Origin of the sequence: Rhodococcus sp. 1168 (assembly GCF_002091955.1) — a bacterium.
In the GTDB taxonomy this organism is placed as follows: domain Bacteria; phylum Actinomycetota; class Actinomycetes; order Mycobacteriales; family Mycobacteriaceae; genus Rhodococcoides.
Map to the genome: position 1 here is coordinate 129,521 of NZ_MKKY01000072.1, position 24,655 is coordinate 154,175.

20 protein-coding genes are annotated in these 24,655 nt (G+C 63.2%); 14 read left to right on the top strand and 6 right to left on the bottom strand.

Features of this window, described 5'->3' with window-relative positions; genetic code table 11:
- Positions 1 to 43: 43 nt before the first annotated feature.
- The gene (locus BJI47_RS14795) at positions 44 to 268 is read left to right on the top strand and encodes a DUF3107 domain-containing protein (RefSeq protein ID WP_176224869.1); all 225 of its coding nucleotides are present in this window, start codon (positions 44 to 46) and stop codon (positions 266 to 268) included.
- A gap of 69 nt (positions 269 to 337) precedes the next feature.
- Here BJI47_RS14795 and BJI47_RS14800 read toward each other — a convergent pair whose 3' ends face one another.
- Positions 338 to 991: a TetR/AcrR family transcriptional regulator gene (locus BJI47_RS14800; RefSeq protein WP_088944422.1), complete on the bottom strand. Its 654-nt coding sequence runs from the start codon at positions 989 to 991 to the stop codon at positions 338 to 340.
- Between the two features lie 445 nt (positions 992 to 1,436).
- Here BJI47_RS14800 and BJI47_RS14805 point away from each other — a divergent pair, with 445 nt between their 5' ends.
- The 3 genes from BJI47_RS14805 to BJI47_RS14815 all read left to right on the top strand — a co-directional run bounded on the left by BJI47_RS14805 (position 1,437) and on the right by BJI47_RS14815 (position 4,695).
- Positions 1,437 to 2,447, top strand: a complete 1,011-nt coding sequence (locus BJI47_RS14805; RefSeq protein WP_088944644.1) for a DUF3152 domain-containing protein — start codon at positions 1,437 to 1,439, stop codon at positions 2,445 to 2,447.
- A 135-nt stretch (positions 2,448 to 2,582) separates the two neighbouring features.
- Entirely contained in the window at positions 2,583 to 3,758 is a 1,176-nt protein-coding gene (moeZ, locus tag BJI47_RS14810) for an adenylyltransferase/sulfurtransferase MoeZ (protein WP_088944423.1), read from the top strand.
- An 82-nt stretch (positions 3,759 to 3,840) separates the two neighbouring features.
- The gene (locus BJI47_RS14815) at positions 3,841 to 4,695 is read left to right on the top strand and encodes a TIGR02569 family protein (protein ID WP_088944645.1); all 855 of its coding nucleotides are present in this window, start codon (positions 3,841 to 3,843) and stop codon (positions 4,693 to 4,695) included.
- Between the two features lies 1 nt (position 4,696).
- Here the strand turns inward: BJI47_RS14815 and BJI47_RS14820 are convergent, their stop codons facing one another.
- Positions 4,697 to 5,359 (bottom strand): FadR/GntR family transcriptional regulator, encoded by a 663-nt coding sequence (locus tag BJI47_RS14820; RefSeq protein ID WP_088944424.1) that lies wholly within the window; start codon positions 5,357 to 5,359, stop codon positions 4,697 to 4,699.
- Positions 5,360 to 5,441: 82 nt separating this feature from the next.
- Here BJI47_RS14820 and BJI47_RS14825 point away from each other — a divergent pair, with 82 nt between their 5' ends.
- From BJI47_RS14825 to BJI47_RS14850, 6 genes are all read left to right on the top strand, one after another.
- Positions 5,442 to 6,680: a CynX/NimT family MFS transporter gene (locus tag BJI47_RS14825; RefSeq protein WP_254900610.1), complete on the top strand. Its 1,239-nt coding sequence runs from the start codon at positions 5,442 to 5,444 to the stop codon at positions 6,678 to 6,680.
- Positions 6,681 to 6,912: 232 nt separating this feature from the next.
- Positions 6,913 to 8,325, top strand: a complete 1,413-nt coding sequence (locus BJI47_RS14830; protein WP_088944647.1) for a NarK/NasA family nitrate transporter — start codon at positions 6,913 to 6,915, stop codon at positions 8,323 to 8,325.
- A gap of 52 nt (positions 8,326 to 8,377) precedes the next feature.
- Positions 8,378 to 10,894 (top strand): nitrite reductase large subunit NirB, encoded by a 2,517-nt coding sequence (gene nirB, locus BJI47_RS14835; RefSeq protein WP_088944425.1) that lies wholly within the window; start codon positions 8,378 to 8,380, stop codon positions 10,892 to 10,894.
- 110 nt (positions 10,895 to 11,004) lie between these two features.
- The gene (gene nirD, locus BJI47_RS14840) at positions 11,005 to 11,418 is read left to right on the top strand and encodes a nitrite reductase small subunit NirD (protein ID WP_088944426.1); all 414 of its coding nucleotides are present in this window, start codon (positions 11,005 to 11,007) and stop codon (positions 11,416 to 11,418) included.
- A complete protein-coding gene (locus BJI47_RS14845; RefSeq protein WP_088944427.1) occupies positions 11,415 to 12,635 on the top strand; it encodes a uroporphyrinogen-III synthase in 1,221 nt (406 codons plus the stop codon). The genes nirD and BJI47_RS14845 overlap by 4 nt, the downstream gene beginning before the upstream one ends.
- Complete coding sequence (locus BJI47_RS14850) at positions 12,636 to 13,367, top strand: sirohydrochlorin chelatase (protein WP_088944428.1); 732 nt, start codon at positions 12,636 to 12,638, stop codon at positions 13,365 to 13,367.
- On the opposite strand, the gene BJI47_RS14855 is transcribed toward BJI47_RS14850, so the two are convergent.
- Together BJI47_RS14855 and BJI47_RS14860 are read right to left on the bottom strand one after the other, a co-directional pair.
- Positions 13,324 to 15,087 carry an NTP transferase domain-containing protein gene (locus BJI47_RS14855; protein WP_254900611.1) on the bottom strand — a complete coding sequence of 588 codons (1,764 nt, stop codon included), beginning with the start codon at positions 15,085 to 15,087 and terminating at the stop codon, positions 13,324 to 13,326. The two genes, BJI47_RS14850 and BJI47_RS14855, sit on opposite strands and share 44 nt — an antisense overlap.
- Entirely contained in the window at positions 15,084 to 15,518 is a 435-nt protein-coding gene (locus tag BJI47_RS14860) for a PaaI family thioesterase (protein WP_088944429.1), read from the bottom strand. Before BJI47_RS14860 ends, BJI47_RS14855 begins: the two co-directional genes overlap by 4 nt.
- 209 nt (positions 15,519 to 15,727) lie before the next feature.
- On the opposite strand from BJI47_RS14860, the gene BJI47_RS24710 reads away from it, so the two are divergent.
- Positions 15,728 to 16,258 carry a GntR family transcriptional regulator gene (locus BJI47_RS24710; RefSeq protein WP_254900612.1) on the top strand — a complete coding sequence of 177 codons (531 nt, stop codon included), beginning with the start codon at positions 15,728 to 15,730 and terminating at the stop codon, positions 16,256 to 16,258.
- Entirely contained in the window at positions 16,255 to 16,656 is a 402-nt protein-coding gene (locus tag BJI47_RS24715) for a hypothetical protein (protein ID WP_254900613.1), read from the top strand. The genes BJI47_RS24710 and BJI47_RS24715 overlap by 4 nt, the downstream gene beginning before the upstream one ends.
- A 6-nt stretch (positions 16,657 to 16,662) precedes the next feature.
- Here the strand turns inward: BJI47_RS24715 and BJI47_RS14870 are convergent, their stop codons facing one another.
- Together BJI47_RS14870 and BJI47_RS14875 are read right to left on the bottom strand one after the other, a co-directional pair.
- Positions 16,663 to 16,962 carry an MGMT family protein gene (locus BJI47_RS14870; protein ID WP_088944430.1) on the bottom strand — a complete coding sequence of 100 codons (300 nt, stop codon included), beginning with the start codon at positions 16,960 to 16,962 and terminating at the stop codon, positions 16,663 to 16,665.
- Positions 16,963 to 17,739, bottom strand: a complete 777-nt coding sequence (locus BJI47_RS14875; protein ID WP_088944649.1) for an alpha/beta fold hydrolase — start codon at positions 17,737 to 17,739, stop codon at positions 16,963 to 16,965. It lies immediately after the preceding gene.
- 112 nt (positions 17,740 to 17,851) lie between these two features.
- Here BJI47_RS14875 and BJI47_RS14880 point away from each other — a divergent pair, with 112 nt between their 5' ends.
- Together BJI47_RS14880 and BJI47_RS14885 are read left to right on the top strand one after the other, a co-directional pair.
- Positions 17,852 to 21,250 carry an ATP-dependent DNA helicase gene (locus tag BJI47_RS14880; protein WP_088944650.1) on the top strand — a complete coding sequence of 1,133 codons (3,399 nt, stop codon included), beginning with the start codon at positions 17,852 to 17,854 and terminating at the stop codon, positions 21,248 to 21,250.
- Positions 21,247 to 24,651 (top strand): ATP-dependent DNA helicase, encoded by a 3,405-nt coding sequence (locus tag BJI47_RS14885; RefSeq protein ID WP_303393529.1) that lies wholly within the window; start codon positions 21,247 to 21,249, stop codon positions 24,649 to 24,651. Before BJI47_RS14880 ends, BJI47_RS14885 begins: the two co-directional genes overlap by 4 nt.
- The last annotated feature ends 4 nt before the right edge of the window (positions 24,652 to 24,655 follow it).

The following is a 24,655-nucleotide window of genomic DNA, read 5'->3' on the forward strand; positions in this document are numbered from 1 at the left end:
TGGATGAAGCAGCCTTAGTTGTCTATGAGTTCGGAGGTTGGCCGTGGAGGTCAAGATCGGTGTGTCGGAAAGCGCTCGCGAGCTCGTGGTGAACAGTGCACAGTCGCCGGACGAGGTCGAGAAGCTCGTCGCTCAGGCTATGAGTGGCAAGGACGGCGTGCTGGCCCTCGTCGACGAGAAGGGCCGCAAGTACCTCGTGCAGGCCGCGAAGGTTGCGTATGTGGAGATCGGCCCAGCCGATCCCCGCAAGGTCGGATTCGCGACCTAAATTCGAGCAGAACGAGCGAGGCCCCGTATCGGAAGGATCGATACGGGGCCTCGCTCGTTGTCGCGAACTCTAGGGGGACTGAAGCGGAACGTGGGACAGTCCGCCCCAGGCGAGTGTCACCGTGGTGTCGACGGCGTCCTCTTTGGAAATCGGACGGTCGGCCTCGAGCCAGTAGCGCGCGGTGAACTGGCTGGCACCGACGAGACCGACGGCAAGTACGCGCGCTCGGTACGGGTCCAGACCCGAGTCGTGGGCTACGAGATCGAACACTGCATCGACACAAGCTTCCGTTGCCTGCTCGACGCGGGCGCTCACCTGGGGGTCGCCCATGAGATCCGATTCGAACACCAGACGAAACCCCTGCGTGTCGGTGTCGACGAAGTCGTAGAACGCCAGCACCGCGGCGCGGACGCGCTGCCGGTTGTCGGTCGTCGAACGTAGCGCCTGTCTGACCCCGGAGATCAGGGTGTCCACATAACTTTGCAGTACGGCAAGGTACAGCTCGAGTTTGCCGGGGAAGTGCTGGTAGAGCACCGGCTTGCTGACTCCGGCGCATTCGGCGATCTCATCCATCCCGGACGCGTGATATCCACGGGTCACGAAAATCTCGCTCGCTGCAGCCAAGAGTTGCGCGCGTCGAGCCTCGCGCGGCAAGCGCGCGCTGCGGCGGCCGGCTGGAGGAGTCGGACGGTCCGAGGACATCCGATCCGCGAGTTCTGTCATAGTGCTTGGTCCCATCCGCATAGGTCACTGCGCCGGTGTCGGTTGCCCGTGGTTGCCCGTGTCCGGAGGCGTTTTGTACTGGTAGCGCAGATCGTGGGCAACAATACCTGCCGAAGTTGTGGCCGAAGGGACTGCGGGTACTCCTCGTTTTTCGAGTCACATTTTTTGGCCGAGTCGGACATCTTGATAAATATGCCTGAATCGGGCATCGGGTTTGTTCGAAGGCGTAATTTTCGGCGCGGCGAGCGGCGTATGCGCCAGACTGTGAGATTCTGGCGGAGTGACTGACCGAGGAGGGCCGAGGCGCGGGGGTGCATACCTCCCACCCGATCAGCGGTCACGCCGGTTCGAGGCGGCAGAAGGCCGCCGTGCCGACGGCGATCGCCATACGGAGAACGCTCGAGCGCAAGGGTATGACGGCCCTGCTCGACGGTATGAAAGCGGTCTGGATGATCTCCCGCGTGAAGTTGGCGGCGCAGGTTCGCACCAGCCGCTGCGGGCCCAGTGGGACCCTACGAGCCGAGAAGAATCACGACGTCCGCGAACTCCGCGTCCGGAACGTCAAGTCAGAAAACAGAGCAAGCTCGGAAAATTTGCATCCGTCTATGGCTGGCGCGCCTATGCAATTCCGCTGCTTCTGGTGGTGACCACGCTGGTCGTGGTCGATGCGGTGCGCACCGGTGATCCCACCACCACCGCGACGGGAAACCTCTCACTGCCGGCGGATCCGGGATTCGGAGCGCTCAGCTCGGACACGAGCGGTTCCGGAGTGATCGGAGTTCCGCCGCGAGCCGACGGTAACTTCGCTGCATCCATTCCCTCCGGAGAACTACCGGACGGCGGTCCGTTTGCTGTCGATGGCGCGGGTACCTGGCATCTGGTCCCTGGATCGTCGAACAAAGTCGGTCAAGGGACCGAGCGCACCTTCACCTATACCGTCGAGGTCGAGGACGGTATCGACACGGCAGGATTCGGTGGCGACGAGTCGTTCGGAAGACTGGTCGATCAGACACTAGGTAACCCGAAGAGTTGGACCAACGACCCCCGGTTCGCATTTCGCCGAGTCGAATCCGGTGATCCTGATTTTCGAATCTCGCTGACCTCGCAGATGTCCATTCGTAAGGCCTGTGGCTACGACATTCAGCTCGAGGTCTCGTGTTACAACCCTGGAATCGAACGTGTCGTGCTCAACGAGCCCCGGTGGGTGCGTGGTGCCATCGCATTTCAAGGTGATATCGGGTCATATCGTCAATATCAGATCAATCACGAGGTCGGGCACGCGATCGGCTATCAGCAACATCAGCCCTGCGAAACCGAGGGAGGCCTGGCCCCGGTCATGATGCAGCAAACCTTCGGTACCTCCAACGACGACATCGCCCGCCTCGATCCAGAAGGCGTCGTGCCTATGGATGGCAAGACCTGTCGGTTCAATCCGTGGCCTTATCCCCGTAGCTGAACGTTCGTCTTACGATCGCGCAGCGGTGCGAGCGGTGGATCACCGAAGGGGCTACGAGTGGGCGGTTCGGTACCCTCGAGTGACCGAACGTGGCATACGGCCACTGACGGAGTGCCGTCGAGGAGTGCATTTTTCATGACGCAGTTGCCCCCGCTTGTCGAACCGGCAGGAGAGCTCACGCTCGACGAGGTGGCTCGATACAGTCGCCACCTGATCATCCCCGACGTAGGAATGACGGGGCAGCGACGGTTGCGGAACGCTCGAGTGTTGGTGATCGGCGCAGGCGGGCTGGGCTCGCCTGCATTGCTGTACCTCGCGTCGGCAGGTGTAGGGACGCTGGGGATCGTCGAGTTCGACGACGTCGAATTGTCCAACCTGCAGCGACAGGTCATCCACGGCAGTTCCGACGTCGGGCGCCCGAAAGGGGAAAGCGCCCGCGATTCGATTCGCGAGATCAACTCCGGTGTCGAGGTCAGGCTGCACAAGGTGAGGCTGGATCGCTCGAATGCTGTGCCTCTCTTCGAGCAGTACGATCTCGTTCTCGACGGAACCGACAACTTTGCCACGCGCTACCTCGTCAACGATGCCGCTGCTCTAGCGGGTAAACCCTACGTGTGGGGGTCGATCTACCGTTTCGAAGGTCAGGTCTCGGTGTTCTGGGAGGATGCCCCCGACGGGGCCGGTTTGAACCTTCGGGATCTGTATCCGGAGGCTCCGCCGCCCGGAATGGTTCCCTCTTGTGCGGAGGGCGGCGTGCTCGGGGTCCTGTGTGCTTCGATCGGGTCGGTCATGGTGACCGAGGCGATCAAGCTGATCACCGGCATCGGTGACACTCTGCTGGGGCGATTGTTGGTGTACGACGCATTGGCTATGAGCTACCGCACTATCCGTCTGCAGCGAGATCCGGATCGAATTCCGATTACCGAGCTCATCGATTACGACGCGTTCTGCGGTGTCGTGTCCGACGAGGGTGCGGCTGCAGCCGAAGATTCGACTATCACGCCCAAGGAGCTGGCAGAGTTGCTCCAGACTGGTGCCGATGTCGCGTTGATCGACGTTCGCGAGCCGGTCGAGTGGGACATCGTGCATATCGAGGGGGCAACCCTGGTGCCCAAGGGCGTGATCATCTCCGGGGATGCGCTCGCGTCGCTGCCCCACGATCGACGCATCGTGTTGCATTGCAAGACGGGAATTCGGTCGGCTGAGGCCCTGGGCGTCCTGAAGCAGGCGGGTTTCGCCGATGCAGTTCATCTGCAAGGCGGCATTATCGCCTGGGCCGGTCAGATCGATCCCAGCTTGCCGATCTACTAGTCGCACGTCGGTACTGTTCGGCCGGTCCTACTCCACGCGCGCCTGCGGAGCGGTGCGGGTCGTCGGCGGTAGCGTGAGAGTTGTGAGCTCAGTGGAACCCCCTCAACACGTGATCTCCACATTCGGGTTGCGCGATGTACCGCCTACGCCGCTCGGTGCCGACTGGGACGGTGGGTGGCGACTCGGTGATGTCGTGCTCTCGCCTGTCGCAGATCACGCGCGGGCCGCGTGGTCGGCGAAGGTGCGCGAGACCCTTGCCGTCGACGGTGTTCGCCTTGCGCGTCCCGTCCGGTCGACGGACGGACGTTACGTAGTCAGTAGTTGGCGCGCTGACACCTTCATCGAAGGTTCGCCGGAACCTCGGCACGACGAGGTCGTGTCGTTGTCGATGCGACTTCATGCGGCAACAGCTCAGTTGGAACGCCCTCGCTTTCTGGTACAGCCCCCGGTTGCCCCGTGGGCGGATGTGGATGTGTTCGTTGCGGCAGATCGGGCAGCTTGGGAGGCGGTTCCCCTGCGGGCGGCGCGCGGTGCAGGCGCTCCGGACGTAACCTCCGAAGACGGGCGTCAGAGCCTCGAATTGATCAAGCAGTTCGCGAGTCTGCGCAGACCTGTCGAGTCGGAAGACCAGTTGGTGCACGGCGATCTGTTCGGCACGGTGCTGTTCGACGGCAGTGAAGCTCCCGGCCTCACCGACATCACTCCATATTGGCGTCCGACGTCATGGGCCGCAGCGGTGGCCGTGGTCGATGCGATTTCGTGGGGTGGAGCGGACGATGCTCTGATCGGGCGCTGGGACGATCTTCCCGAATGGCCACAAATGTTGTTGCGTGCCTTGATCTTTCGGTTCGCGGTGCACGCTCTGCATCCGCGCTCGACGCCCGAAGCTTTCCCCGGGCTCGCACGGACGGCCGATTTGGTTCGCTTGATTCTCTAGTTCAGTGATCCGCCCCGAGTTCGCGGAAGAACACACGTGCTGCCTCGCCCGCACGTAGAGGGTCGCCTGCCGCCACGGCCTCGACCAGCGCGGCATGTTCGCCGACATAGTCGCTGTCGTGCTCGGCGGCGTGATGATGCATAGTCCGTCGGATCACCGGCAGTAGCGAATCGTAGAACTCCAGATAGATGGCGTTGTGGGAAGCGGCGACGATCGCGCGATGAAACTGCGCATCGATCGCGATGGCGTCATCGCGAGACCGAGTTGTCCAGGCGAGGTTTCGTGCGGCGAGTGCCTCTCGTAGAGCGCGGATGTCGTCTCCGTCGGCGCGCTCGGCGGCAAGCGTAGCAGCGGTGACCTCGAGGGTACGTCGTAGCTCGGTGACGTCACGATCCTGCGCGTCGGCGAAGTATTTTCCCAGCGCGCCGCCCAGATCCGACACCGTCATCACATACGTGCCCGATCCCTGCCTTCGCTCGAGCATTCCAGCGTGGACCAGCGCCTGCACTGCTTCGCGGACCGTGTTTCGGCCGGTACCGGTCAGCTCACACAGTTCGGGTTCTGCCGGAATGCGCGAACCGACCGGCCAACGCTTGGCCACGATCTCCGCGCGAAGTTGCGCAGTGACCTGTGAAATCAGGCTGGAACGCTGAACTTGCTGCACGCGTGACTCCCCGTTTTCGTCTCGATGTCTGGGCCAGTTTATGGCTTTGCGTCAGATGATCCGGTCATCCTATGATTTGGTGGTGAGTCCCGCTGCAGTAACAGAGTCGAACGACCGGACCCACGCCAGGAATTTGGTCCGAGGACGTCTACTCGTCTTCGCGGCCATCATTCTGTCAGCGCTGACATTGCGTGCCGCCGTGACCTCGATCAGCCCACTGTTCGGGCGTATCGGCGCTGAACTCCACTTCGGATCCACGGTCGTCGGACTGGTCGGAATGCTTCCACCGGCGATGTTCGCCGTTTTCGGCCTTCTGACACCCCTCATCGTCAAGAGAATCGGTCTCGAGCGCGCCGCCCTCGTGGCGATGTTGGCGACGACCCTCGGTATGGCCACCCGAGCATTCGCGCCGGGGACCGGCTCGCTCCTCGTCTTGTCGGCACTCGCGCTGGCAGGTATGGGAATCGGAAACGTCGTTCTTCCACCGCTGGTGAAGCGCTACTTCTCCGATCGTCTGGCCGTCGTCAGCACCCTTTACATCTGTGCCATGCAGATCAGCACGATGGTTCCGCCGCTGGTGGCAGTTCCCGTCGCGGAGGCATACGGATGGCGCTTCTCGATCGGGATGTGGGCCGTCGTGGGTGTGGCTGCAGCAGTGCCGTGGCTCGGTGTCGTTCTCTCACGCCGTGAGCGTGATGGCAGGGAAGCGGCGAGCGCAGTGGCCGTGCAGGAGCATTCGGAAGGCAAAATCTGGCGCTCGTCGCTGGCATGGGGAATGGTCGGCATGTTCGCGATGACCTCGTTCATCACCTACTCGATGCTGACCTGGCTACCGACGATCCTCACCGATTCGGGCATCAGTGAGGCCTTCGCCGGTGCCTCGGTCGCAGCGTTCGGCGGCATGGGTCTGATTTCCTCGCTGGCCGCCCCGTCGCTGTGCGCGCGCCTGCGCAACCCGTACGGCTTGGTCATCGCGGCTGCGGTCTTCTACCTCATCGGGTTCGCCGGACTGTATTTCTCGCCGACCGCTGGAACCGTTCTCTGGGTATGCCTCATCGGACTCGGCACGATGACATTTCCGATGTCGTTGACACTCATCAATCTCCGCACTCGCACCCATGCCGGATCCTCAGCACTTTCGGGATTTACACAGGGCCTCGGATACGTCGTATCGGCCACCGGACCGCTGTCGTTCGGACTGCTGCACACACTCTCCGGGGGCTGGGGAATACCGATGCTGCTCCTGACCGGATGTGTTGCGGTGCTGCTCGTAGGCGGGTACCTGTGCTGCCGCCCGCGCATGCTCGAAGACACCTGGTGACCGCGCGGTCGTAGCCGCAGGGTCGTAGCGCCGACGACCTCACGGGCACCGATTTCGCCCCGTGAGAGCAAGTTAATCGACAGGTCACCGCGGGCAGCGCCTCCGCAACAAGGTTTTTCTACCTTTGGGTCTCCCACGCGATCAGGAGGCCCACGTGACCAGCATTCCCGAGGCACCACCAGCCCAAGATGCGTCGACAACGACGCCCGAGCGAGGAAGCGTTCCGGTGTCGATCAAGCACCGCATCAGCCACTGGAACTCCGAGGACGTCGAGGCGTGGGAGGCCGGGGGCAAGACGATCGCGAAGCGGAATTTGATCTGGTCCGTCGTCGCCGAGCACGTCGGATTCTCCATCTGGTCGATCTGGTCCGTGATGGTTCTGTTCATGCCGGTGTCGGTCTACGGCATCGACGCGGCAGGCAAGTTCTTCCTGGTCGCGGTGCCGACGTTGGTCGGAGCGATCCTTCGGATTCCATACACGTTCGCAACGGCCAAGTTCGGCGGTCGTAACTGGACGATCTTCAGCGCCCTCGTCCTGCTGATCCCGACGATGCTGACCATGTACTTCATGCTGAACCCGGCGTCGTACACCACCTACATCGTCGTCGCAGCCTTTGCCGGCCTCGGTGGTGGCAATTTCGCGTCCTCGATGACCAACATCAACGCCTTCTATCCGCAGCGCGAAAAGGGGTGGGCACTCGGGCTGAACGCCGGCGGTGGAAACATCGGTGTGCCTGTCATTCAACTCATCGGCCTTTTGGTCATCGCGACGATCGGCAACACGGCTCCCGAAATCGTGTGTGCCGTTTACCTCGTCTTCATTGCGATCGCCGCCGTCGGTGCCGCACTCTTCATGGACAACCTCGAGAACCAGAAGACCAACGGCCGCTCGATGATCGACGTTCTCAGGTCCTCCGATTCCTGGTGGATCGCGTTCCTCTACGTCGGAACGTTCGGCTCGTTCATCGGATTCAGTTTTGCGTTCGGTCAGGTTCTGCAGATCAATTTCCTTGCCGGAATCACCGACGGCGCACCCGCTACCGCAGCCCAGCAGGCACAAGCGTCGTTGCACGCAGCTCAGATCGCGTTTCTCGGACCTTTGCTCGGATCGATTTCACGACCCTTCGGTGGCAGGCTCGCCGACAAGATCGGTGGTGGCAAGATCACGCTGTATACGTTCGTGGCGATGGTCTTCTCCACCGGGATATTGGTCGCCGCAGGCACGTGGGACGACAACACCGCGGGTGCTGCCACCGGAACCATGATGACCTTCTTCGTGATCGGGTTCATTCTTCTGTTCCTTCTGTCCGGCATCGGCAACGGTTCGGTCTACAAGATGATTCCTGCGATTTTCGCCGCCAAGTCCGTTGAACTGCAGGGCATGAGCATCGAGGAACAGCAGCATTTCTCGCGCAGGATGTCCGGCGCTCTGATCGGAATTGCCGGTGCCATAGGGGCTTTGGGTGGTGTGGGAATCAACCTCGTGCTGCGAGCTTCGTACTCGGGCGCGGCGAAGTCCGCAACCACGGCTTTCTGGGTGTTTCTCGTTTTCTATGTTGTGTGCTGTGCAGTGACGTGGGCCGTTTATCTGCGCAAGCCGCGGGTTCTCGAAGGCGAGAAGACGGACGCGTCCGTCGCGGTCTGACTTCTTTTCTTCGAACATTGTTCGACACGAAATTCTCGAAAGGACAACTCACGTGAAGAACGCGGTGGTTGTAGGACACGGCATGGTAGGTCACCGATTCGTGGAGGCGCTCCGCGCGCGAGCCACCGCGTCCGACTGGAAGGTGACAGTGCTCTGCGAGGAGGCATTGCCCGCCTACGACAGAGTGGGGCTTTCGTCCTATGTGGGCGCCTGGGATCACCGGGAGCTTGCTCTGGCGGGCAACGACTATCTCGACGATACAGGCGATCTCGGTAACACAGCCGTCGATCTGCGAATCGGTGTACGAGCTGAGCACATCGACCGCACAACGAAGACGGTCACGACATCGACCGGAGAGACCGTCGACTACGACGCCCTCGTATTTGCTACCGGTTCCTACCCTTTCGTTCCTTCGATCACCGGGCACGATCGCCCGGAGTGCTTCGTCTACCGCACGCTCGACGACCTGGACCGGATCAGGACCTGCGCGGACGCTGCGGGTCCAGGCGCGGTGGGTGTCGTGGTGGGCGGAGGTCTACTCGGACTCGAAGCAGCCAACGCGCTGCAGAAGATGGGCATGACGCCCCATGTCGTCGAATTCGCTCCGCGACTGATGCCGCTTCAGGTCGACGAGGGTGGTGGCGCGCTGTTGGCACGTCTGGTCACCGACCTCGGGCTGACTGTCCACACCGGTGTCGGCACCTCGTCGATCAGCGAGAACGACGATGGGGCAGGGCTTTCGGTGGAGTTGTCCGACGGCAGTGTCATCGATGCAGCGCTGCTGGTGTTCTCGGCCGGTGTGCGGCCACAGGATCGACTTGCTCGGGACTGCGGCCTCGAACTGGGTGAGCGCGGCGGAATTTTGGTGGACATCGGTTGCTGCACGGGCGATCCCGATGTGTATGCCATCGGTGAATGCGCCGCGGTCGAAGGGACTTCCTACGGACTCGTCGCCCCTGGCTATTCGACGGCGGAGGTCGTGGCGGACCGACTGCTCGGTGGTTCAGCCGAATTTCCCGGTGCCGACATGTCCACCAAGCTCAAGCTCATGGGTGTCGACGTCGCCAGCTTCGGCGACGCCATGGCTCTCACACCGGGAGCGCTGGAGGTTGTCTTCAGTGACGCTCCGAAAGGGACGTACGCCAAGTTGGTCGTGTCCGATGATGCGAAGACCTTGCTCGGTGGAATCCTCGTCGGTGATGCTGCCGCGTACTCGATGCTTCGCCCGTTGGTCGGACGGGAACTTCCCGGCGATCCAGCATCGTTGATCTCTCCTGCTGCCGAGGAAGTCGGGATCGGTGCGTTGCCGGATGATGCGGAGATCTGCTCGTGCAACGGCGTGAGCAAGGGTGCGATCTGCAACGCGATCGCGGAGGGGGCCTGTGATCTCGCCTCGGTGAAGAGCTGCACGAGCGCCGGCACGACGTGTGGGGGATGCCTTCCGTCGATCAAGGCGCTTCTTGCCGCATCGGGTGTGGTGATGTCGAAGGTGCTGTGCGAGCACTTCGGTCATTCTCGTGCCGAGCTGTTCGAGATCGTTCGGGCGACGAACACCCGCACGTTCTCTTCGCTGATCGTCAAGTACGGCAAAGGGACTGGATGCGACATCTGCAAGCCGGTCGTAGCTTCGATCCTGGCCTCGACGTCCTCGGACCATATCCTCGACGGTGAGCAGGCATCTCTACAGGACACCAACGATCATTTTCTGGCCAACATTCAGAAGAACGGCACGTATTCCGTTGTTCCACGTATGCCGGGAGGAGAGTGCACGGCGGAACAACTCATCGTCATCGGTGAGGTGGCACGAGATTTCGGTCTGTACACCAAGGTGACCGGCGGTCAGCGAATAGACATGTTCGGAGCCCGCGTGGAGCAGCTACCTGCGATCTGGAAGCGGTTGGTGGACGCGGGCATGGAATCCGGTCAGGCGTACGGTAAGTCGTTGCGCACGGTCAAGAGTTGCGTCGGATCGAGTTGGTGCCGTTACGGCGTCCAGGATTCGGTGGGGATGGCCGTTGACCTCGAGAATCGATACCGAGGCCTGCGCTCGCCCCACAAGATCAAGTTCGGTGTCTCCGGTTGTGCTCGCGAATGTGCGGAGGCGCGGGGTAAGGATGTCGGCGTCATCGCTACCGAAGGTGGTTGGAATCTGTACGTCGGCGGTAATGGTGGCCAATCGCCCAAGCATGCGCGGTTGCTCGCATCGAATCTCGATGACGCCACCCTCGTCAGCTACATCGACCGGTACCTCATGTTCTATGTGCGGACCGCGGACCGTTTGCAGCGGACCGCGCCTTGGCTCGATGCGCTCGATGGTGGTCTCGAGCATCTGAAGGCCGTCGTCTGCGAGGACAGCCTGGGGATCGGCGCCGAACTCGAGGCCGATATAGACCGCCATGTGGCCGGTTACAAGGACGAATGGGCAGGCGTTCTCGAGGACGAGGAGAAGTTGGGCAGATTCGTCTCGTTCGTCAATGTGCCCGACGCGATCGATCCGACCATTGCCTTCGACGAGTCGGGTGAGCGCAAGGTTCCGGTGCTGATGGGGATGCCGGCCTTCGGCGGTTGAGATATCGCTCACAGCCTCCCACGGCATCGGACCGCATGTGCACATCTGAGTAACCGCTACTTAACGACCAAGAAACACGGGCAACGTGCAATAGCACCAGGAGGTACGTGATGACTGTCATCGAGTCTCGAACCAGCACCACCAGAAACAGGAACCAACAGTTCGCTGCGACATCGGGCACCGAATCCGCGCGCTCGTGGACTGCCGCGTGCACTGTCGACGCGCTCGTTCCTGGACGAGGCGTCGCCGTTCTGCTGAGAGGAGGAACCCAAGTGGCGTTGTTCGCATTGCCCGATGCGCGTGTGTTCGCGGTCGGCAACATCGATCCGTTCGGCCGGGCAGCAGTGATGTCCAGGGGTCTCGTCGGCGACCGTAACGGTGAACCCACCGTGGCCTCGCCATTGCTCAAGCAGGTCTTCTCTCTTCTCGACGGCCGATGCCTCGACGCCGTCGACATCTCGCTCGGATCTTTCGAGACCAAGATCTCGGGCGGCGTGATTTTCGTGCGTGGCGCATCGACATGAGCTCGACTGCCGAGACCGGGGAACCTCTGGCAGGATTCGCTGTCGGCATCACCGCGTCGCGGCGCGCCGAGGAGTTCGCGACGCTGCTCGTTCGGCGTGGAGCCTCGGTAATGCACGCGCCGGCCATCCGGATCATTCCGCTGTCCGACGACGCCGAATTGGAACGCGTCACCGCCGCCATCATCGCCGATCCGCCGACGATCACCGTTGCAACGACGGGAATTGGATTTCGAGGCTGGATCGAGGCAGCCGACGGGTGGGGTCAGGCCGAAAGCCTCGGAGCAGCGCTTGCGTCGTCTCGACTGCTGGCTCGTGGGCCGAAAGCCAAGGGGGCGATCCGCGCAGCCGACCTACGCGAAGAGTGGTCACCGGCATCGGAATCTTCGACGGAAGTGCTCGAACATCTTCTCGCAGAGGGGGTCGAAGGCAAACGGATTGCTGTGCAACTCCACGGCGCAACAACGGAGTGGGAACCGGTTCCAGACTTTTGTAAGGAGTTGCGTTCCGCCGGCGCGGAAGTGGTGCCCGTTCCGGTGTACCGCTGGATCGCACCGGACGACAGCGTTCCGATGGATCGCATGATCGAAGCAGTCATCGTCGGAGATCTCGACGCCATCAGCTTCACGAGCGCGCCCGCAGTGGCGTCCCTGCTGATGCGAGCACACGAGAACGGCGTTCTCGAACCTTTGCTGCAATCGATGCGTACCCGGGTGCTGCCGGTATGTGTAGGACCGATCACCGCCGCACCTCTCGAACAACTGAGCGTCGCGACGACGCAGCCGGCACGTGCTCGCCTAGGGGCGATGGCGCGTCATATCGCAGAGGAATTACCGCGACGCTCCCAACCCATGAGCGCGGGCGGCCACCTCCTGAGTGTGCGCGGCAAATGTGTCGTTGTCGACGGCGAAGTGCGTTCGGTGTCCCCGGCGGGCATGGCACTGCTCAAAACTTTGTCGACGCGACCTGGGCGAGTGGTATCCCGGGAAGATCTACTCGCATCGCTACCCGGCGGCGGGGGAGATACTCACGCCGTCGAAACGGCCATGACTCGACTTCGCTCCGCGCTCGGCGCACCGAAAGCCATTCACACCGTGGTCAAACGAGGCTACCGGCTTGCGGTCGACGAACCCGAGGTCACCGGGGAGTTCGAAGAGGACGAGGTTCCCGAACGAACCTCCATGTCCGCCATGCCCACTTGTGAAAGGAGCAATTTCTAGATGAAACCAGGTCCTGCCCTTGTACTGGTCGCCCACGGGACCAGAAATCCGCGCGGCGTGGAGATGATCGCCGAATTGGCCGATGTCGTGAGCGGGCAGGTCGGGGTGTCGCGGGTCGCTTTCGTGGACGTCCTCGGACCCTCTCCATCCGAGCTTCTTCGCGAGGTCCATGGGCCTGCCGTCGTGGTCCCGGCATTTCTGGCCTCGGGATACCACGTACACACCGATGTACCCCGTGAGGTCACCGACAGCGGTCACCGGAGCGTGACAGTCACTCGCGCACTCGGACCGGACCCGGTGCTCGCCAGGGTGCTGCTCGAACGACTGAGCCAAGCAGGATGGCGTCCCGGGGACGCCGTCGTCCTCGCCGCAGCAGGTTCGTCCGATGCCCGGGCACAACTCGAGCACCGCCGTGCCGCTGACATGCTCGCGAGGATCGCCCGCGTCGACGTCGCCGTGGCCCATATCGCCATCGCGTCACCCGCAAACGCGGTCGTCCCGGACACAGTCACCGCCCTACGTGCACAGGGACACGGCCGAGTGTTCCTGGCCTCGTATCTACTTGCGCGCGGCCTCTTTCACAATCGACTTGCCGAGGCAGGCGCCGACGGCGTCGCCGAACCGCTGGGTGTGCACCCCGCCATCGTCGACCTCGTCGTGGATCGATACCGCGAAGGTGCTCGGCAGTTCAACGCACGATCGGCAGCAGTTCCACCGGTTCGGTCGAGCTGACCTCGGCCGGCACCACGGCCAACGCGTCGTGATCGATCAGGTGGAGCAAGTGTGCTGTGCGAACAGCGGTGTCTGCTCGCCATTCGGTGCCTTCGCGCACCACCGGAACGATCCGAGCCGTCGGCGAACCCACGGCTTCCGGGTTGGTCAGGTAGCCGAGGCGAGGGGCGCTCGGAGTACTTGCGGTGAGTGCTTCGACCACAGTGGGCGCAATGAGCAGAAGAGTCCCGATGGCAGCCAGTGGATTACCCGGTAACCCCAGCACCACTCGCCCGCTCGGCAGTACCGCGGTGATCTGAGAGCCGCCTGGGCGCACCAGGATTCGACCGACCACTGTGTCGGCATCTGCGTGAACCAGTGCCGTACGGAGTTGATCCGCGGCACCCGCTCCTGTTGCTCCGACGACGATCGTGATGTCCGCTGCCGTCGACGCAGTCAACAAATCTTCGAACGCCGTCGGTGAATCGGGGAGGTACACCGTGTCGACGACGGTGATTCCGCACGCGTGAAGATACAGGGGAAGAATCGGTCCGAGCGTGTCGCGTGTCTGCCCTGCTTCGAGTGGACCGGACGCTTGTATCTCGTTGCCGCTCAGTACAATTTGCGCACGAACCGGGCCGCGGACCGTCAGCTTGGCGACCTCTGCGCTCAATGCGACCGACACGACTGCAGGAGACACCGACGTGCCGGCAGGCGCGAGCTCGGCACCGGCGTGCCAATCCTCACCGCGGCGTCGCGTGTCGTCCTGCTGCGTGACGTTCGGTGACAACCGCAACTGTCCGTCGGAATCGAGCTCGACGAATTCGTCGCGGACCACTGAGGTCGCGCCTGCTGGAACGTGTGCGCCGGTGGCGATTCGAACAGCGTGGCCCTCCGGAATGGCCGCAAGTCCACTGGTTCCGGCATAGGCGATGTCCGCTCGAACAGTCCAGGGGCCGCTTCCGGACACCGCATAGCCATCCATGGCCGATATGTCGACGTAGGGGAGTGGACGGGCAGCGATCATCGGCTCGGCCAGTACCGTGCCACGCGCCTCCAGCGGTGGTACTCGTCGGGTTGCGCCAGGGGTGAGTCTTTCTCGAATCCGCTTGCGGGCCTGGTCGACGGTGAGAGCCGGCGGTATGGAATCGGCGACGGCACGTTGTGCTCGTGCCCGGTAGAGATCCCCGACGGTATCGCAATCACCGGATACTTCGGAAAGGTCGAGGACTGCATGGTCGTCGGGGGTGATCGATCGCATGGATCGGTTCGCAAGTGTGTCCATTCGGGTCAGTGTCGCCACCAACTTCGAACGATCCCACACACCGAAAAGGTATTGCGTTCGGCCTGTTTCGTCCCGGACGAACGTCGCACCCGCAGAGTTGGTCAGTGACGCAGCGAGAAGGGCGTCGACGCTGCTCGCGTCGATGAAGGGTAGGTCCGCGGCAAGAATGACTACCACTTCCGCCACTGACTCCTGCAGTGCTCTCAGACCGGCTGCGACCGCCGCGACCGGCCCCGATCCGGGCGGCGACTCCTGCGTCTGGCGGACACGAGAATCCAGCTCGTGCCGGGTAGGCCCCACCGTCACGATCAGACCGGCGTGCAGCACGGCCTCCACTGCGATCCCGATCATGCTTCGCCGTCCGACGGTCAACGCAGGTTTGTCGACCCCGCCCATCCGTGAACCGCGTCCCCCGGCCAGGACGATCGCGTCGAACTTCGGATTTTCGCTGTTCACGTCGGGAGCGGGACGTTCTGCAACCGAACCTGGCCACGTGCAAGTGCTTTTCCGCTGTCGGATGCAGTGATGGTGACGAGCCACAGTTGCTGAATTCTGCCTTGCTGCAACGGTTCTGCCAGTACATCGATGCGGCCGCCCTTGCTGGCGCGAAGAAAGTCGGTTGCGTTGTGGACCCCGACGGCGAACTCGCCTCGTCCTTTGACCGCTTCGCTGGCCCCGATACTCGCAGCCGACTCCACCGCGGTCGTGTAGACCCCGCCGTGCACCACTCCCCATGGGGTGAAGTGTTCCGGGGTGAGCTCGATGTGACCCGCGACGCGTGTTCCCGAGACCTCGTCGACGACCAATCCGGCGCTCGCGACGAATTCACTCGCAGTGGCAAGTGCGTACTTGGCGGTCGGACGCGGATCGAATTGTCCCAGGTTCATTCTTCCAGGTTAGTGCGCGAACTGGATTCAGGTAGCCGATGACTACGGGGTGGGCCGTCGAGGCCGCACCGACCACCACTTCGCACAATGACGGGAAGCCAGGCCAACGATGCCACAGGGATCACCAGAAGCAGTCCTATTATCAACATGACTCATTATTGGACTATATTCGGCGAGATTTACTAGGGCCTGTGTGTGAAACTGGACTGATGTCATCCCGCGTCGGCTCTTCCGCCAATACCGCCGATCCCCAGGCCGAGACAGATGCGCGCACGCTTGCCGGACTGATGGGATCGGTCAAGATCGAGGGGATGCCGCTCTACCGTTCGTTGGCGAATCAGTTGCGGAGAATCATTGCCGACGGCACGGTCCCGGCGGGCAAGAGACTGCCGCCCGAACGGGTGATGTCGGCCCAACTCGGCGTCAGCCGTGTGACGGTCACCTCCGCGTACCGGGAATTACGCGAGCAAGGCTGGGCGGCAGCTGTACACGGGGCAGGTACCTTCGTCGCGGTCCCCAGTGACGGGGGTTCCTGGGTATCGATGATGGGCTCGGAGGGTTCGAGCGTTCTCGATTTCGTCAATGCGGCGCCGGAGGCCTCGCCGCTCCTTGCGGATGCTCTCGTCGACGCGGTGTCGTCACTGGCGAAGACCATAGCGGGGCACGGCTACACCCCACCGGGCACCTCGGATCTACGCAGAGCCATCGCGGACAGATACTCCCGTCGCGGCCTGCCATGATCGAGCAAGCCGCCGCCGTCCGATTGTTCGCGGTGTTCGACGATATTGTCGCCGAGCGTGTCACAGGGGTACGTGAGCGCAGAGATCTGCTCGTCTCACGGGTGGCTACTCAATTGCCCGACTGGACATTTCGCGTTCCCGACGGGGGATTGTCGCTGTGGTGCGGACTGCCGCAAGGATTGTCCTCGCAGGATCTGGTTCGCCGTGCGGCTACCCGCGATCTGCTCCTTGTGTCGGGAACAAGATTTGGAACCGGCTATGCCTTCGACGACAGGCTGATCCTTCCGTTCACAAGATCCGCTTCGGAAATTGCTGCGGCGGTGGACGTACTGGCCAAGGTGGTAGCAGGAGATCTCGGCCTGCGGGCCGAGCCGCTTGCCGTCGAGCACGTCGTCTGAAGTTGTTCAGCCCAGATCGAAGCGGGCAGTTCGGAGGTCGACACGGCCGTCGCGAATGCTGACACCCTCACCCTGTAGCTCGGCGAGTTGCCGTGTCGCCAGATGTGCGGCCGGTCTCCCGTTGGCGGGCACGACGCGGTGCCAAGGTAGGTCGGCCGAGTCGGTGCGCAAGATCCACCCGACTGTTCGAGGACTCGACAAGCCGGCGGCCGCTGCGATATCGCCGTAGGTCACAACCCTACCCGGCGGAACCGAGGCAACGATCTCACGTACCCGCTCGACGTGTTCCTCCGTCGTCGCAGCCATCTACAACAGTTCGAGGACCAACTTGGCAACCTCTTTGGGTTTCGCCTGGGCCACCATGTGATTGCAATCCAACTGGACAAGAGTGAGATTCTCGCCCAATTGCTCGCGGAACGCGGCCTTCAGTTCCTTGCTGACATACGGAGGCTGCACTTTCTTTGCCTGAACGACGACGGTCGGTGTACCCGGCGGCGGTACCACCAACGGCCTGGCCAGTTCGCCCCAGGACGCGACTGTTGCAGCGGTGGAAGTCCGCCATTTGACTCGGCCGTCGTCCATCGTCTCGAGGTGCTGGTCGACCTCGAGATCGAGTAGCGCGTGCGGTACATCGGCCCATGCACCGTTGATCTTTTCGGCCTTTGCTTCCTCGGCGTCCGTGTAGTCGGAATGCACCGCGGTCAGTTCGGCCACTTCGAGCAGGTCGACGGGGTCGAGTCCGATCGCCGGATCGAGCAGAACGAGCCCGCGGACGAGCTCGGGATGCTGCACAGCAAGGTGGACTGCCAACGCACACCCGTACGAATGGCCGACGACGAGCACAGGACCGTGGGCATGGTTGTCGAGAAGTGTCTTGAGTCCATCGACCTGCGCGCCGATATCCCACGGCGGCGTCCAAGGCGATCGGCCGTGGCCGATCAGGTCCGGAGCGAGCACTCGGGCCTGCGGAAGATAATTGTCGGCAAGGTCACCCCAGCGAGCACCGTGGCCGGTCATCCCATGGATTGCGAGGATCTCGGGTCCGGTGTCCGGGCCGTACTGGTGAAAGTTCAATTCTGGCACCGCTGACACTATGCCGCATCGCGGCCCGACCCACATCACGTGGACGAGAAACCGAGCATCGAACATGCGCACGGCTGAGGGTCTGTCGGTGGCGCATGATCGAATCCTCTCCATGACTACGGCGAATCCGAGCGGAGTACCGACCATCAGCGGCGGCGGTACCACCACGCTCGTTCGGGCGCCCAAGGTGAAGTCCCCTCGCCGCATCTGGACGGGGCCCGCTGCCCGCCTTCTTGCCAGCGACGAGAATGCGGCCGAAGCCGCATCGAACGGATCGCCGGGTTGGAACCCGTGGCAAGTCCTCGGTGGGCCGGGCACGGGAAAGACCGCACTGGTCGCCGACTACGCGGTGTCGCGAATCGAGCGTGGCGACCCAGAATCGGTGCTGGTACTGACGCAATCGAAGCGCGCTGCCACGGCGGTCCGGGAAGAAATAACTGCTGGACTGTTCGCCGGGGAGCGCGCACCACGTGCAACTCGTGAGCCACTGGTTCGGACCGTTCACTCCTATGCGTTCGCCGTTCTCCGCCTGCAGGCAGCTATCTACGGCAATCCGCCACCACGATTGCTCACCGGTGCCGAGCAGGACGCAGTGGTGCGAGAGATGTTGCGGGGAGACATCGAAGACGGAGCCGCTGATTGGCCCGAACGCGTGCGCCCTGCTCTCGGCATGTCGGGATTCGTCACCGCGGTTCGTGACCTGATGCTCCGCTCGGCCGAGCGTGGCCTCGGCCCGGAAGATCTCGTCAAGCTCGGGCGTCGGCACACTCGCCCTGAGTGGGTCGCAGTGGGAAAGTTCGCGGCCAGATACGAGCAGTCGATGCTGCTGCGTAGTGCTGTCGGGGTAGAGGCAGCGGGAGCGACGGCGCCCGGCCTCGATGCTGCCGAGCTCATCGGCAGCGCGCTCATGGCGTTCGCCACCGACCCCGAGTTGTTGGCGTCGGAGCGCGCTCGGATCAGACATCTCGTGTTGGACGATGCACAGCATCTGGACCCCCAGGCGGCGCAGCTGGTTCGGCTCATCGGCATCAACACCGAGAGCACAGTGATAGCCGGAGATCCGGACCAGTCCGTGTTCACTTTCCGCGGTGCCGATCCGTCTTTCGTCGCCGATCTCGCCGAGCCTGGTTCGGAGCGACGGATCGTCCTCGATCGAAACTTTCGCAGTAGCAGCGAGATTGCCGAGATCACCGGACCGATCGCGGGCAGGCTCTCCGGAACAGGAAGGCACCGAGGTGCAGAAGGGGTGAGAGAGCCACGATACGGTGCAACTCGCACCCTCGTTCAGACCCTGCCGTCAGTGGCCAAGGAAGCGGCACTCATCGCCGACGCCATGCGACGAGCGCATCTCGACGACGGAATGCCCTGGTCGGACATGGCCGTCGTAGTGCGATCCGTGCCCAGGACGATCGCGCCACTGCGGCGGGCGTTGCAATCCGCAGGTGTACCGATCGTCACCCCTGCCTCCGAGATTCCCGTGCATCGGCAACACGGGGCGGTCGGTCTACTGCTCGTGCTGCGTGCGATCGTGGACGAATCCTTCGACGGTGAAGATGCTTTGGCATTGTTGTCCGGCCCGATCGGCGGTGCGGACCCGGTGAGCCTGCGCCGGTTGCGCCGCGGAATTCGTCGTATCGAGCTCTCGTCGGGAGGCGAACGTGACTCTGCCGAACTGCTGCGCGCCGTGATCGTCGAGTCTGCACAACCCACTGAGTCTGCACAACCCACTGAGCCTGCACAACCCACTGAGTCCGACGACCACGACGCGTCAGCCCGTCGCAGTGCCCGCTTCGTCTCAGCGTTGTCCGATGTCGAATCCGCACCGTTGCGCAAGGTGCTCGGGGTCGTCCGAAAAGCGTCCGCGCGCCGAAGCCGCGGGGTCGAGGACGTGTTGTGGGCAGCGTGGCAGGCATCGGGCTTGGAGAGGCGCTGGGCCGCCAGCTCGACGCGGGGTGGATCCACTGGTGCGCAAGCAGATCGGGATCTCGACGCCGTCGTCGCGTTGTTCGAATCAGCCGCCTCGTATGTCGACCGGTTACCGCAGGCGGGACTCGCAGGGTTCGTCGACTACATCTCCGGACAGCAGATTTCGACGTCCAACTCCATCCGTTCGACCGTGCAACCCGATGCGGTCACGGTGCTGAGTGCGCATTCAGCAGCTGGTCGGGAGTGGGAACTGGTCGCAGTCGCGGGCGTACAGGAAGGCTTGTGGCCGGGGCTTCGCTCGCGGGGAAGCCTTCTCGGCACCGAGGCCCTGGTCGATCTCGCTGCCGGAATCGCCGACGCCGGAGAGCTCATCGATGACAAGCTGTCGAAGACCGCACCCCTGCTGGCCGCGGAACGCAAGCTGTTTCTCGTTGCCTGCTCCCGTGCCCGGTCGGTGCTGCTGGTGACCGCCGTGGATTCGAGTACTGGGGACACCGATCTGGTGAGGTCTCGGTTCATCGACGAGCTCCAGGGGAGGGGAGAGCCGGATCTCGATGCGCCCCACACCCCGCCGGCATACGTGTCCGGTCGCATCCTGGCGCTGCCGATGCTCGTCGCAGAGTTACGCAGCGCGGTATGCGATCCGATTGTCGCAGAGAAGGATCCAGCAAAGCATGAGCGGGCCGCGCAGCAACTTGCTCGGCTGGCGCGGGCGGGTGTGAAAGGGGCGGACCCCAAAGAGTGGTTCGGTATCGGTGGAGTCAGTACCGATTCTTCCCTGTGGACCCTCGAAGACGGGCCGGTACCGCTCTCGCCCTCGACGGTCGAGCAGCTCACTACGTGCCCTCTGCGTTGGATGCTCGATCGGCACGGTGGAAACGACGGTGCCAATACGCACGCCGTCACCGGCACTCTCGTGCATACCCTCGTGCAGGCTGTGGCCGGCAAGATGCCACCGGAGCAGGTTCGGAGGGCACTCGAAACTGCCTGGGATGGCGTGGACTTGGGCTCGCAGTGGTATTCGCGGCACGAGCTGGAAAGAACCGAAGCCATGTTGAATACCTTCGAGGCATGGCTTCGCGGTACTCGCGGCGAACTCACCGAAGTAGGCGTCGAAGTCGAGGTCGACGGAATTCTGGAGTCACGGTCCGAGGGAGAACCGTCGGTTGCTCTTCGCGGACGGATCGACAGACTCGAGCGTGATGCCGACGGGCGTCCCGTGATCATCGACGTCAAGACGGCCAAGACCGTGATGTCGAAGGAAGACGCCCGCAGACATAGTCAACTGGCGACGTATCAGGTCGCCGCCGCGGCGGGTGCCATCGAAGGTGAGCCCGCGGGAGAACCAGGAGGAGCGCGGCTGGTGTTCGTGGCCAAATCCCACAACAAGGATGGGGCGACGCAGCGAATCCAGCCGGCGCCGACACCGGAGGTCCTCGAGGAATGGCGAAATACCGTGCACGATGCCGCGTCCGCGACACAGGGGCCGACGTTCGCCGCGTTCGTCAATGACGGGTGTCGACACTGCCCGGTGAAATCGAGTTGCCCAGCACACGAGACCGGCAGACAGGTGACCGACCGATGATGGCTCGTTCCAAGAATCGGGCTCCGATCGACGTCGGTTCAGCTCGAATCGATCCGATCGAACTGGCGAGCGCTCTCGGACAGAAGCATCCACCGACCCCCGAACAAGCTGCTGTCATCGCATCTGCGTTCGGTCCGACACTCGTGGTCGCCGGCGCCGGTGCCGGTAAGACCGAAACGATGGCAGCGCGAGTGGTGTGGATGGTGGCCAACGGCTTCGTAGACCCGGACAGCGTCCTCGGTCTCACCTTCACCAGAAAGGCTGCCCAGCAACTGACGTCGAGGATCCGAGCGCGCCTGGCGCGGCTGGCTGGATCTGATGTCGTGCGGGCACTCGACCCCAGTCTGCAGCTACGCGACCGTATCGTGAGCGGAGAACCAGAGGTCAGCACGTATCACTCGTACGCCGGACGATTGTTGACCGAGCACGGGTTGCTGTTGCCGATCGAGCCCTCGGCCACATTGCTCTCGGAAACCGAACTGTGGCAGCTTGCCCACCGCGTCGTCAGCACCTGGGACGGAGACCTCGATACCGACCGCAACCCGACCTCGATCACCGAGACCGTATTGGCTCTGTCGGGCCAACTCGCCGAGCACCTTGTCGATCCCGATGATCTGCGACAGGCACACACCGATCTGGACAAGCTCGTACACACACTCGCGCCGGGTGCAGGGCAGCGCGGGGGTCCCACGAAAGAACTTCTCGACATTCTCGATGCGCAACATAAGCGAGTTGCGCTGTTGCCCCTCGTGAGCCGTCTCGCCGAGACTCTTCGACGTGAAGGTGCACTCGACTTCGGGAGCCAGATGTCCATGGCTGCACGAGTGGCTGCCGAGCATCCCGAGGTGGGCCGATCCGAGCGAGAACGATTCCGGTTGGTGCTGCTCGACGAATACCAAGACACCGGGCACGCTCAAAGAGTTTTGCTGTCTTCACTGTTCGGAGGAGGTTCCGACTCCGCCCTTGCCTTGACAGCAGTGGGAGATCCGATGCAGTCGATCTACGGTTGGCGCGGTGCTTCGGCAGCCAACCTTCCGCGTTTCGCAACGGATTTTCCGTTGGTGGGAGGTGCGCCTGCCCCGCGGCTCGAACTCTCGACCAGCTGGCGCAACCCACCGGAGGCGCTCGAGCTGGCCAACCTCGTGACAGCGCCGCTCCGGCAAACAGGAGTCAGTGTGCCGACACTTCACGCCCGTCCGGGGGCCACCCCAGGCGATGTTCGATTGACGGTCACCGACACAGTGCTCAGTGAACGCGAGTGGGTGGGCGACCGGATAGCAGGGGAGTATCGGTCCGCAGCCGAGAACGGACGCACACCCCCCACCGCCGCAGTGTTGGTGCGGCGCAACGCCGACGCCGAACCGATAGCCGAGGTGCTGCGTGAGCGAGGCCTTCCGGTAGAGGTCGTGGGGCTCGGCGGCCTGCTCCACATCCCGGAAGTCGCCGACGTGATCGCGATGCTCAGGGTAGTGGCCGATCCGTTGGCAGGTAGCGCAGCAATGCGAATTCTCACCGGTTCTCGCTGGCAAATCGGTGCCGCGGACCTTCGTGCGCTTTCTCGCCGGGCCAGAGAACTGGGCATAAGGTCCGGCTATGGGGCAGTGGGACGCGTCGAGGATGCCGCAGAACTGGACGCTGCGCTCGGGAGTTCGTTGCCCGGTGAGCAATCCGAAGATGCGGGTCTGGCGGACGCAATCGCCGATCCAGGCCCGGCAGAGCACTATTCGGAGATCGGCCGAAGACGGATCACTGCACTCGCCGCAGAGCTGCACACGTTGCGTGAGCGCATCGGTCAGCCGTTGACCGAGCTCGTCGCAGACATCGAACGGCTGATGGGAATCGGGACCGAGGCGCAGGCGCGCACACCGTTCACAACTGGAGGAGACGTCGGCCGGGAACATCTCGACGAGTTCGCCGGTGTCGTTGCTGATTACGCGGACAACCCCAAGGCGACGATCACAGGGTTTCTGTCGTTCCTCGCGGCCGCGGAAACAGTCGAGAACGGTTTGGCCCCCGGCGAGGTCGAGGTGTCTCCGCATCGCGTGCAGGTGCTCACTGTGCACTCGGCGAAGGGTTTGGAATGGGAAGTCGTTGCTGTGCCCCATGTCTCGAAAGGGGTGTTCCCGTCGTCGACTGCGTCCTCGACCTGGCTCGGCGCAATGGCCGAGCTCCCGCCTGCCCTCCGAGGAGACAGAGCGCTCGATGCGGAGGGTTCCGACGGCGTGCCCGTGTTGGATCTGAGTGAGCTGTACACCAGAAAGGATCTCCAAGAAGCTGTCGGTCGCCACAAGGACGCGCTGGCCCGCCGCCGTCTCGCCGAGGATCGACGATTGTTCTACGTTGCGCTTACCCGAACGGAGCGTGCGCTGTTCGTTTCCGGCCACCAGTGGGACGAGACCGGTTCCAAGCCTCGCGGTCCGTCGCCGTTCCTGGACGAGCTGAAGAAGTTCGTCGACGAGTCCGCCGCCACAGGGTCCGCGCCGGTCGCAGTGATCGACGGATGGGCTCCAGCACCGGAAAGCGGTACTGCCAATCCGCTGAGCGCAGAGCCGTATTCAGCGATCTGGCCACGCGACCCGCTCGGTGCACGCCGCCCTGCCGTGGAGAACGGCGCGCGCTCGGTGATCGCGGCGCTTTCGGTATCGACGTCGCAGCATGAGGCGGACCCTGAGAGCGTCGAGGATCCTGAGAATTGGGCTGCCGATGTCGATGCACTCCTGGCCGAACGCGAGGGGCGCTTTCACCCGACGGTGACCGTCGCGTTGCCAGAGAATCTTTCGGTCAGCCAATTGGTCGACCTCGCTGCAGATCCCGATGCGTTGGCCGAACGGCTCCGGCGACCGCTACCGTTCCCACCGAACCCGCTCGCGCGGCGCGGGACAGCCTTTCACGCGTGGATCGAACGGCGGTTCGGGGCAACTCGATTGCTCGACCTGGACGAACTTCCGGGCTCTGCGGACGACGGCGCGGCGGCCGACATCGATCTGGAGATTCTGCAGCACGCTTTTCTCGCGTCCGATTGGGCGCTCCGGAGCCCGATCGAGGTCGAGGTTCCCTTCGAAACATCGGTCGCGGGCACAGTTCTGCGCGGTCGTATCGATGCGGTGTTCGCTGATTCGGACGGAGGCTGGACGGTGATCGATTGGAAGACCGGAAAGGAACCGACAGCCACCGAAGAGGAGTCGGTGGTCATGCAGCTGGCGGCCTATCGAATCGCCTGGGCTGAACTGATGTCGGCCACTCGCCCCGAATCGGACCCTGTCCCGCTCGACAAGGTTCGTGCGGCGTTCCACTACGTGCGCAGCGGCCGGACTGTCGCCCCGAGGGACCTGCCGGACGCGAAGACGCTCGCCGCACTCATCGACGGAACCCCGCACGGGGAATTAGCCAGCGAGGCATAGGTTT